Source organism: Methanospirillum sp. (assembly GCF_028679455.1).
GTDB lineage: Archaea > Halobacteriota > Methanomicrobia > Methanomicrobiales > Methanospirillaceae > Methanospirillum.
Map to the genome: position 1 here is coordinate 1 of NZ_JAJRBM010000152.1, position 11,118 is coordinate 11,118.

The window sequence follows — 11,118 nt, forward strand, 5'->3', positions numbered from 1 at the left end:
CCAATACCACGCTGAAGGCCGATGGAAATGCTACGATCGAAGCATTGACTCTCACAAATTTTGGAGGAAATGTCTCTGCAGTCCTGATCACTTCGGATCATCCGAAAGAGGGAGCGGTATGGGCACCGGGTGCAGGCGTTCCTGCTTCTGGTCATATTGATCATCTGCTTGCGTATGCCCATCAGGGATATGCAGTGCTGGTTGTGGATGTCAGGGGAAACGGAGGGAACACGTCCGGGTATCCAATGAATATTGAAAGAGACTATGGAAAGTTTTCTGCGGAAGAATGGCCACAGATCTACCTGATTATTGCTGATATGATCGATGCAGATCGGTATCTCCATGAGCGGTATGGGCCGATACCGATCTGGATGGTGGGCGAGTCAAATGGTGGTCGGTATGCTGCAGTTGCTGCAGCGATTGATAAGCAATCTGCAGGATATGTGGGAATCTCAACATCCGGTTTTGAGCGACAGGGTGATCAATATCAGGGAACTGCCAGAAGTTTCCTCCTCAGCATCGACCCCGATGTTATGGGGCCTACAATTGCACCACGACCCTCATTCATTATCCACGCACCCCAGGATCCGATCATTCCCCTTGATTCAGGAAAGAAACTTGCAACCGTGCTAGGTGACTCAGCACAGTTTTTCACCTTTAATGGTACGCACGGGGTGAATGATGAGGTCGATCAGATAATTCTTAACCAGTTTGGTGATTATCTGAATCAGTGATTCTCTTTTTGGTAGTACCGCAGATATTAAGACTGCACCGACGCAATATATACCAGCTTACTATACAGGTTTGTTGCCATGAGCGAAGCGGTTGAACATGATGACGCACGGCGGCGTTATGAATTTAAAAAGATGCTTGAGCGGCTGGAGGCAAAAGAGGGCAGTGGAACCGAACTGATCTCTCTTTACATCCCCCCTGATAAGCAGATCTATGATGTAACCGCCCAGCTGCGGGACGAGTTTGGCCAGTGTGCCAACATTAAATCGAAACAGACCCGGACCAACGTACAGAGTGCTATCTCCAGCATTCTTGCCCGGCTCAAATATTATAATAAGGCACCAGAAGAAGGGATGGCTATATTCTGCGGGAGTGTGAACAAACATGGAGATCGGCAGGATCTCGAGTGTGATGTGGTACTTCCGCCCCAGCCTATCAATCTCTACATGTACCGGTGTAGTTCAAAGTTCGAACTTGAGCCGCTCCGTGACATGCTGGAAGAGAAGTCAGTATATGGTCTTCTTGTCCTGGATAGACGGGAAGCATACTGGGGTTTTCTCCGTGGAAACCGGATCGATCCTATCAATGGATGCACCTCTACCGTTCCAGGAAAGCAGCGAAAAGGAGGGCAGTCAAGTATCCGGTTTGAAAGACTCCGTCTTATTGCTATCAATGATTTCTATAAAAAAGTAGGTGAGCGATCCAGTGAGATATTCCTGAGTGAGAAAGACTACTTTAACCGATTTAAAGGATTGTTGATCGGTGGCCCTTCCCCGACCAAGGAAGAGTTTGAACAAGGTCAGTTTCTGCATCACGAGGTGCAGAAGCGGGTTCTCGGGCTCTTTGATGTTGCATACACCAATGAGAGTGGACTTCCTGAACTGGTGGATGCTGCCGAGGATGTGCTCAAAGGACAGACTGTCATTGAAGAGAAGCATATTATGGAGCGTTTCTTCAAGGAGCTGGTCAAAGATAATGGCCTTGCTTCCTATGGAGAACAGAGTGTGCGGGCCAATCTGGAACTCGGATCGGTAGACCTGCTGTTGCTTTCAGATAAACTTAGAAAATCGCGTCTGATCATTAAATGTGATGCCTGTGGATTTTCCGAACAGCGAACGGTTCAGATGGAGCCTGGGAAGGATGCCGATGAGATTGATTTTGGCACATGTCCAAAATGTACTTCTCCGCTTTTTCTGGCAGAAGAGTTCGATATCATCGATGAACTGACGCAACTTGCTGACCAGAGTAACAGTGGTGTCGCTATCATCTCTGACGACTTTGAGGAAGGTTCACAGTTATATAGTGCATTTGGTGGAATCGCCGCAATTCTCAGGTACAGGACAGGATTTTAATGTATATTTCCATATGCGAAAAGATAGCCGGAGTACTCCGGGAATATACCGGCAGAGAAGATGTTCTCCTGGTTGATGGGGGAGAACATGCGGATCTTGCCTCAACCGTTGCGTTTGCCATGGCAAAAGAGAAGCGGATGGCCCCGGTTCAGATTGCCAGGGAGATTACTGATGCCATCTCGGAACGGTTATTGAAGGAGCTGAATGTCCGTACAGAAGCTGCCGGTCCGTACATCAACTTCATATTTGAAGGAAACTATTGTGCTGAAGTGCTGAAAGCAGCGATAAAACCCGGATACGGGAATCTCCCCCCGAAAAATGTACGGGTTGTCCTTGAGCACACAAGTGCGAATCCAAACGGTCCCCTCCATGTCGGCCATATCCGGAATACCATCATCGGTGACACACTTGCCCGGTGTTTCCGTAAAGCCGGGTATCCCTTAGAGGTTGAATATTATGTCAACGACATGGGCCGGCAGATTGCGATTGTGGCCTGGGGGATTGACCGCCAGCATGCCGATGTTTTCGCAGAGGGAAAAGGCGATCACCTGATTGCTGATGTCTACATCGAAGCCAATAAACATCTTACTGCTGATCCCTCGCTTACCGCAGAGATTGATGCCCTCATGCAGAAGGTGGAAGAAGGGGACGAAGCAGTCATTCGTAGATTCAAGGGTCCGGTCAAACGATGTCTTGATGGTTTCAAGGAGACACTTGCTGGTCTGCATGCTCACCATGACCGGTTTGTGTATGAGAGTGATTTTGTGAGGAACGGAGACACCAGCAAGATCCTCTCCCGTATTGGTCATATGCCTGAAGCTGTTCATGAAGAGACGCTTGCACTCGATCTCGCCAATTACGGGTTCGAGAAGAAGTACATCCTCCGCAGGTCAGATGGGACCAGTGTGTATGCAGCACGGGATATCGCGTTTCACATCTGGAAAGGTCACAACTTTGATCGGGTGATTGATGTGCTTGGGGCTGATCACAAACTTATCGGCAGACAACTTCAGGCAACTATGGATCTGCTTGGCGAGATCGTCCCTGAGATCGTCTTCTTTGAGTTTGTCTCCTTGCCTGAAGGTTCCATGAGTACCCGCCGTGGAACGTTCATTTCAGCAGATGAACTGATCGAGGAAGCAGGCCGGCGTGCGATGGAAGAGGTCACTTCCAGACGTCCTGAACTTGATGAGGAGACCCGGCTCTCAATCGCCAAAGGGGTTGCCGCGGCTGCGATCCGGTATGATATTGTAAAGACGATCCCTGAAAAGAGTACCGTCTTTGACTGGAAGGATGCACTTGATTTTGAGAAACAAAGTGGTCCCTATATTCAGTATGCTCATGCCCGGGCCTGTAGCATCCTTGAGAAGGCCGGGGATTTCCCCCCTTGTTATGATCTCGAAGGAGCAGGTGAGGTAGCGCTTGCAAAACATATTGCCCGGTTCCCCAAGGTTATTGATCAGGTAGTAACTGAACTGAAACCGCATCTGCTTGCCATATATGCCCGCGAACTTGCCGATATCTTCGGCTCGTTTTACCATGCAGAACCGGTCCTCAAGGCACAGGGAGATGTGCGGAACCGTCGCCTTACCCTAGTTGAGGCGACGAGGAATACCCTGAAAGAGGCGCTTGAGACGCTGGGGATCGATGCGCTCCGCGCGATGTAAAATTCCAAATGGGCACAGCCCTGAGATATCGCTCCGCAGGATGGGATATCTCTTCTTTGACCCTTCCTCTTCTGCTTCGCTCAAACCCTGCCTCTGGTGCAAACGTGCGTTGACCGGGGGAGAGATGTGTTATAAGCACCAGTTCTATGGCATTGAGAGCCACCGGTGTGTGCAACTGACTCCCACTCTCAGATGTAACCACCGGTGCCTCTTCTGTTGGCGTTCTTTTGAACATGAACATCCGGGTGAGAAGGATCTCCCACCTGCAGAGATTGTAAACCGTATTCCCTTTCTCCAGAAGAAGGGACTTGCCGGGTACAAGATCTCTCCAAAGGTGACTCCTGAACGCTGGGATGAGGCTATCACCCCTAATCAGGTTGCGATCTCCCTCTCAGGAGAGCCAACGTTGTATCCATATCTTCCTGAGTTGATTGAGATGCTTAATCAGAAAGGATGCACAACCTTCCTCGTATCGAACGGAACAAACCCTGATGAACTCAGGGCATGCAGCCCGTTCCAGAAGTACGTCTCACTCACTGCGACTGATCGGGAGACCTATCTGAAGGTGGCTCAACCGATTGAAGATTACTGGGATCGACTCCAGGAAAGTCTGGTCTCTCTTGGAAAAGAGACAGACCAGGGGGCAAGAACCGCGATCCGGATTACCGTTGCCAAAGGCATCAATGATCATGACCCGGATGGTTTTGCCAGGCTTATTCAGGAGAGTGGTGCTTCATTTGTGGAGGTGAAGTCGTACATGCATGTAGGTTTCAGCCAGCGTCGTCTCACCCTCGGGCATATGCCCCTTCATCCTGAAATCGAGGCATTTGTACAGGCAATGCTCCCTCATTGTGAGTACACCGTAAGGGGAGCGAATTCCCAGTCCCGGGTAATCTGTCTGGAGAAGAGTTCGAACGCATGAGGATACTATGAGATTTGATACAGAAGAGTTCAAACAACAGGCAAAGGATGATTATGAAGCGGCCTGGCATGCAGGACCGTCGGTCCTGACCCCCCCGTCTGTAGAGCGGACCTATCCCCGGCTTGCGTACCGACGAGCTGCTGCTCATCCGGTATTTGCAACTATTCAGAAATTGCGGGAAACCTACCTTGCGATGGGATTTGACGAGGCTGAAAATCCGATCATCGTTGATGAACAGGAGGTCTACCGGCAGTTTGGTCCTGAAGCGATGGCAGTGCTCGACAGGGTCTTTTACCTGGGTGGTCTGCCAAGACCCAATGTTGGTATCGGCAAGGATCAGATCGAGAAGATTTCTGGGATCATAAACCGCCAGATCTCTGGAGAAGAGGAAGAAGCCCTCCGGAAGACCCTGCATGCCTATAAAAAATCAGAGATTGACGGAGATGATCTGACCCACGAACTTGCTACCGTTCTAAAAACAGACGATGCACTGGTTGTGGAGATTCTTGATCAGGTCTTCCCTGAATTCCGTGAGCTGAAACCGGAATCCGGGCGGCAGACACTCCGATCCCATATGACCAGTGGCTGGTTTCAGACTCTTGGGGCTATCTGGGAGAAAGTTCCCCACCCGATCATGCTCTTCTCCATAGACCGGTGTTTCCGCAGAGAACAGGCTGAAGATGCCCAGCGCCTGATGAGTTACCACTCGGCCTCCTGTGTGTTAGCAGGCGAGGATGTCACCATGGAGGATGGGAAGGCGGTAGCCCGGGCGTTGCTCTCATCATTCGGGTACACCGACTTTGAGTTCAGACCTGATGATAAGCGGTCTAAATACTATATGCCTGATACCCAGACCGAGGTGTACGCATCTCATCCGAAGCATGGATGGGTGGAAGTTGCAACCTTCGGTATCTATTCTCCATCATCGCTTGCCGGGTATGGAGTCGGGGTTCCGGTTATGAATCTGGGGCTTGGGGTAGAACGACTTGCGATGATCTCCACTGGATCCAATGATGTCAGGGAGATGTGCTTTCCTCAGTTTGCTCCCCGCCAGTACTCTGATATTGATATTGCCCGGGCAGTCTCACTCGAACAGGAACCTTCCGCAGCCGGCCGCCAGATCGTTCAGGCAATCTGTACCGCTGCTCTTCCCAATGCAACAGCGGTTGGCCCATGCTCGTTCAAAGCATGGGAAGGGGAATTATCAGGTCGGAAGGTCTCTGTGTTTGTTGAAGAACCTGAAGAAGGGGCGAAACTACTCGGACCTGCTTGTATGAATGAGATATTTGTACTGAATGGATCCATCCTCGGAGTCCCTGATACCGAGAAGTTTGCCCTGGTTAGAAAGGAAGGAATTCCGGTTGGGCTCTCCTTCCTTCAGACCGCTGCCGCAGGTGCGGTGGCATCCATAGAGGTAGCAGCCAGATGCGGAGAGGGGACGAATGTCCAGTATAAAATGGCAAGGCTTCCTGGTGATATCAACCTGAAGATTGCTCCGTATGCCATGCGATATATCACTGACAATAACCGCAAGATCGATGTCCGCGGCCCTGTTTTTCTTACAATCAGATCAGAAATCTCTTCTTGATTTTTCCCCTCTTATTCTGATGCGATCTGTATTTTATTTCTGATATACTTCTTTTGTGATAATTTTTAAACTTGCGACTATTGCGATTTTCGTTCTGCTTCGGGCGTAACTTCCGCAAAGATTATCTTGAACCGGAACAACATTCAAACAATTGAAACTCAAAGGTTTCTATTAAACTACTCCGGATAGCAGAAGATGGGGATGGAAATATGGATGGGATTCGTACAATAAGGCCGGTAATGGTGCTGGCGGTTCTGCTCTGTGTATTGATGGTGAGTGCGGCGGCTGTTCCGCCGCTTCCTGCTGAATTTTATGGGACTGTCTCATTGCAGGGAAGCCCAGCTCCTGTAGGAACAGTGATCACCGCGAAGATAAATGATCAGATTCGGGGCCAGTTTACTCTGAAAGAGCCGGGAAAGTTTGGTGGGACCGGTATCTTTGACGACAAGATGGTTGTTGCTGCATCGGAGGATGACCTGAAAGGCGGCCCTTCTTCAGTATGTTTCTTCATCGGTGACACCAAGGCAGATCAGGTAATTCCTTTTGAACCCGGAAAAATCCAGCAACTGGAACTGAGTGCCGGAGGATCACCTTCCGGGATTGTTGCAGACTTTGAAGGCACTCCCACTAGTGGTAATGCCCCGCTGACGGTGAAGTTCACGGACAAGTCAATGGGTAATCCAACAATGTGGATGTGGGACTTTGGAGATGGTCCAATTCCAATGGATGTCTCATGTTCTGGTGATGGGTGTAATAACATCGCGAATCCGACACATACCTATTCCACCCCCGGTACCTACACGGTTAAACTGACTGCAAGCAGCCAGACCAGTGGATCAAGTGTCAAGGAGAAGACCGGATACATTACCGTAAGTGGGAGTGGTGCGGGTCCGAAGGCTTCCTTCACGGTTGACAAACGAAGCGGTCCCAAACCGCTGACAGTTCAATTTACTGACACCTCTTCAGGAAGTCCTACGATGTGGATGTGGGACTTTGGCGATGGTACGAATGATACGGTAGCATCTCCCTGCCATACCTATCAACAGGCAGGAATTTATTCGGTACAACTGACTGCATCGAACCAGCAGGGAACTGACAAAAAGGTTGAAAAAGAGTTTATCTCAGTGACCGGTGATATTCCACCTCCGGTTGCCATGTTTGAAGGAACCCCCGTATCAGGTTCTGCTCCTCTGACTGTCCAGTTCAAGGATCTCTCCCTGGGACCACCGACCTCTTATTACTGGGATTTCGGAGATGCTACGATATCTGACCAGGCAAATCCCGCACATACGTATTCGGGGCCAGGAAGTTACACCGTGAGTCTCACGGTTACAAACAGTGGGGGAAGTCACACCACAAAACGCGAGAACTATATCCTGGTAGGAGGTTCCGGTGGTGTGGTTGCTGATTTCGAAGCAGCCCCAACGAGCGGAGCTGCTCCGCTGACCGTTAAGTTCAGTGACAAGTCAACCGGCAGTCCGACGATGTGGAATTGGGACTTTGGCGATGATGTTGTTATCCCAATGGACGCGGATGCCTCTTGTTCAGGTGGCGGTTGCAATAACATAGCAAACCCGACGCATACCTACTCCAAGCCGGGAACGTACACGGTCAAACTGACAGCAAGCAGCCAGACCGGCGGTAGCAGTACGAAGGTTCGTGAAGGTTATATCGTTGTATCTCAGTCCGGTGGTGTCGTTGCCGATTTCGAAGCAGCCCCAACGAACGGAGCTGCTCCGCTGACGGTGAAGTTCAGTGACAAGTCAACCGGCAGTCCGACGATGTGGATGTGGGACTTTGGCGATGATGTTGTTATCCCAATGGATGCGAATGCCTCTTGTTCAGGTGGCGGTTGTAATAACATCGCAAACCCGACGCATACCTACTCCAAGCCGGGAACGTACACGGTAAAACTGACCGCAAGCAGCCAGACTGGCGGTAGCAGTACGAAGGTTCGTGAAGGTTATATCATTGTATCTCAGTCCGGTGGTGTGGTTGCTGATTTCGAAGCAGCCCCAACGAACGGAGCTGCTCCGCTGACGGTGAAATTCAGTGACAAGTCAACCGGCAGTCCGACGATGTGGAATTGGGACTTTGGCGATGATGTTGTTATCCCAATGGACGCAGATGCCTCTTGTTCAGGCGGCAGTTGCAATAACATAGCAAACCCGACGCATACCTACTCCAAGCCGGGAACGTACACGGTCAAACTGACAGCAAGCAGCCAGACTGGCGGTAGTAGCACAAAAGTTCGTGAAGGTTATATCATTGTATCTCAGTCCGGTGGTGGAATCATTGCAGACTTCAGCGGTTCACCAACCTCTGGGAGTGTTCCACTGACTATTCAGTTCAGTGACCGATCCATTGGAGGCCCGATCATGTGGGCCTGGGACTTTGGTGATGGGGGAACTGACATGGTGGCAAATCCCTCGCATGTATACCGGAACCCAGGTTCTTATACTGTCAAACTTACTGCAAGCAATACCCAGTCCACTAATTCGGTGACAAAGTCTGGTTACATTTCCGCCTCACAGGCAGGACCCGGAGGTTCAGTAAAGATCACGTATGCTCCGGACCGATCGCAGGTATTTCTGAATAATCAGTTGCAGGGTGAGACCAGATTCCTTCAGACATTCCGGATTGGTAACATGCCTGCTGGAGTGAATCAGCTTCGCATTAGTAAACCTGGCTTTATTGATTATGTGCGTGATATCTCGGTTGCAGCCGGAAAAGAAGCTGAGATCATCGCAGATATGCGCATAAAACCAACGAATAATGGAATTGTCAGTATCTACACCTATCCGGCCGGCTCTTCAGTGTATGTTGATGGAAACCTTGCCGGCACCGGGCCGCTCTGGCTTGCTGATGTGACTCCGGGTGTTCATTCCCTCCGGGTAACTGCTCCGAATTACCTTGACTGGAACCAGCAGGTGAATGTTATGGGAGGGGGAAGTGTTACCTATGTTACTGCCGCTCTTTATCCGTCATGGTGGACTCCGATGTACGGATATGTTATGATTTCTTCATTACCTGCAAATGGAGTGGCATATATGGATGGGGTTGCCCAGGGTAACACTCCAATCACGCTTTCACAGGTGAAACCCGGTGTTCACACCGTTCGGGTTGAACTTGCTGGGTACAAACCGTTTGAGCAACAAGTCAATGTTATGGAAGGAAGAACCGCTTATGTGATTGCCCAGATGAATCAGGGTGGTCAGGACGGAGTTATCCCGATGAGTGCGATGTCGACCAGCGGGTAATCTATCAAATATTTCTATTTTTTCCGTGATAGTATTCATCTCGATTTTTCTTCTTTCCCATGTGAAATGATCTGGTTGGTAATAGTTGATATGGTATCCAATTCTAATACTGCCGATACAGATATCAATGAACCCAGAAAAAAGTAAAGTCATCCATGTTGGCAACCGATTAATTGAATATAATCGATATGATATTATTGTATTGGTCGCTGCAATCTGTTTTGTGATGTTTTTCTCACTTTTTTCATTGTACCGATTGTCTGTCTTTGATCCTCAGTTTGATACGGTTATTTTTAACCAGGCCTTTTATAGTACTATTCACTATGGAGGATTACTCTCGAACTCTCTTGAGGGTGGATCTCATTTTGGGGTCCATTTTTCTCCAATCCTCTTTACGATTCTCCCGATTTACTATTTTTTTCCGGCACCTGCAACCTTGTTTATTCTCAAGAGTATTCTCATTACTCTTGGTGTGATCCCCGTGTATTTCTGTGCAAGGGAATATCTTGGATCAAAAAATGCGTGCATTATCGTGTTGATCTATTTTTTATATCCATGTGTTCAGGGGGCAGCATATTGTGATTTTTATGAAAGTTCGTTTTTCCCCGTTTTTATTGGCCTGACATTGTGGGCGTATCTTACAAAACGCAATACTTTAATGCTGGCATGTGGGTGTCTCTGTCTCTTAATTAAAGAGGATGCCAGTTTACTAATTCTAATGCTGGGTTTGGTAGGTCTTTACCTGAATCGCTTAAAAACTTTGAAAGAAAACAGAAATTTTATTTTTCTCATTCTTTTATCTCTGATTGTTCTGTTCTCGTTTTTATTGGTAATTAAACCTGCATTTTCCACTACAAATCTTGAGGCGGCCAATCAGTTTCTGGATCAGTACAAAAATATCCCTGAAAATTTATCTGATCATAATAGCGACCGGGTTTATTACTTACTGCAACTCTTTGGACCTCTTCTTTTCATCCCTTTTGCAGCTTCTTTAGTTCTGGTAATTGCATTACCCTCATTCTTTGAAATTCTTCTATCGCCGAATCCAGAGTATTTCTATGTGGGGCAGCACTATTCAGCATTGATCATTCCTGTCATTTTTATGTCCTTCATCATTGGAATAAAAAGCATTTACTCAAACAAATCAAATAAACATTTAATCCCACAAAAGAATCTTTTGATTTTGATTCTTGGCTTTTCGCTCATATCTACGCTTCTCTGGTCCCCAGTAATTCCTCCATTGCAGTATGCAATACACGGAGGGCATGTCCCTACCTGGCAACATAGTCCGGTTCTCCATCAGGCAATCAGTTTAATTCCTGAAGATGTTTCGGTTGCTTCTCCAATGAATATTCTTCCCTTTTTAACGAATCATCGGGAGATCTACATGGACTATAATGTAAGTGCAGATGTAATTCTGCTTGATGCGAAACTTCCTGAATATGCGGATGATTTTCAGAAAAATATTGCTTTGATAAAAAATCAATATCAGCAGGTTCTCAATACTGACGGTGTGTCACTATACGTAACGAAAAATAATCCTCAACTTGTTGAAATAATGGGAAAAAGATGTGAAAGAGTGTTTGTTCCCAATTAA

General features: G+C 48.3%; 7 protein-coding genes. All 7 read left to right on the forward strand.

The genetic code is table 11. The features are described 5' to 3' along the window. Positions 1–734: hypothetical protein (locus tag LUQ50_RS05125; protein ID WP_300037165.1), on the forward strand; the 734-nt coding region annotated here is incomplete at its 5' end. Between the two features lie 78 nt (positions 735–812). After that, positions 813–2,084, forward strand: coding sequence for a peptide chain release factor aRF-1 (gene prf1 / locus LUQ50_RS05130; protein WP_300037168.1), 1,272 nt, complete (start codon positions 813–815; stop codon positions 2,082–2,084). Continuing rightward, positions 2,084–3,751: an arginine--tRNA ligase gene (argS, locus tag LUQ50_RS05135; protein WP_300037171.1), complete on the forward strand. Its 1,668-nt coding sequence runs from the start codon at positions 2,084–2,086 to the stop codon at positions 3,749–3,751. The genes prf1 and argS overlap by 1 nt, the downstream gene beginning before the upstream one ends. Then, a complete protein-coding gene (gene twy1, locus LUQ50_RS05140; RefSeq protein ID WP_300037173.1) occupies positions 3,732–4,673 on the forward strand; it encodes a 4-demethylwyosine synthase TYW1 in 942 nt (313 codons plus the stop codon). Before argS ends, twy1 begins: the two co-directional genes overlap by 20 nt. A gap of 7 nt (positions 4,674–4,680) precedes the next feature. Then, complete coding sequence (sepS, locus tag LUQ50_RS05145; RefSeq protein ID WP_300037177.1) at positions 4,681–6,261, forward strand: O-phosphoserine--tRNA ligase; 1,581 nt, start codon at positions 4,681–4,683, stop codon at positions 6,259–6,261. 209 nt (positions 6,262–6,470) lie between these two features. After that, a complete protein-coding gene (locus LUQ50_RS05150; protein ID WP_300037180.1) occupies positions 6,471–9,521 on the forward strand; it encodes a PKD domain-containing protein in 3,051 nt (1,016 codons plus the stop codon). 127 nt (positions 9,522–9,648) lie between these two features. Next, a complete protein-coding gene (locus tag LUQ50_RS05155) occupies positions 9,649–11,118 on the forward strand; it encodes a DUF2079 domain-containing protein (RefSeq protein WP_300037183.1) in 1,470 nt (489 codons plus the stop codon).

Excerpts from the sequence above, each read along its gene's own strand:
- prf1 (WP_300037168.1), top strand. The coding sequence starts at position 813 with ATGAGCGAAGCGGTTGAACATGATGACGCACGGCGGCGTTATGAATTT.
- argS (WP_300037171.1), top strand. The coding sequence starts at position 2,084 with ATGTATATTTCCATATGCGAAAAGATAGCCGGAGTACTCCGGGAATAT.
- twy1 (WP_300037173.1), top strand. The coding sequence starts at position 3,732 with ATGCGCTCCGCGCGATGTAAAATTCCAAATGGGCACAGCCCTGAGATA.
- sepS (WP_300037177.1), top strand. The coding sequence starts at position 4,681 with ATGAGATTTGATACAGAAGAGTTCAAACAACAGGCAAAGGATGATTAT.
- LUQ50_RS05150 (WP_300037180.1), top strand. The coding sequence starts at position 6,471 with ATGGATGGGATTCGTACAATAAGGCCGGTAATGGTGCTGGCGGTTCTG.
- LUQ50_RS05155 (WP_300037183.1), top strand. The coding sequence starts at position 9,649 with ATGAACCCAGAAAAAAGTAAAGTCATCCATGTTGGCAACCGATTAATT.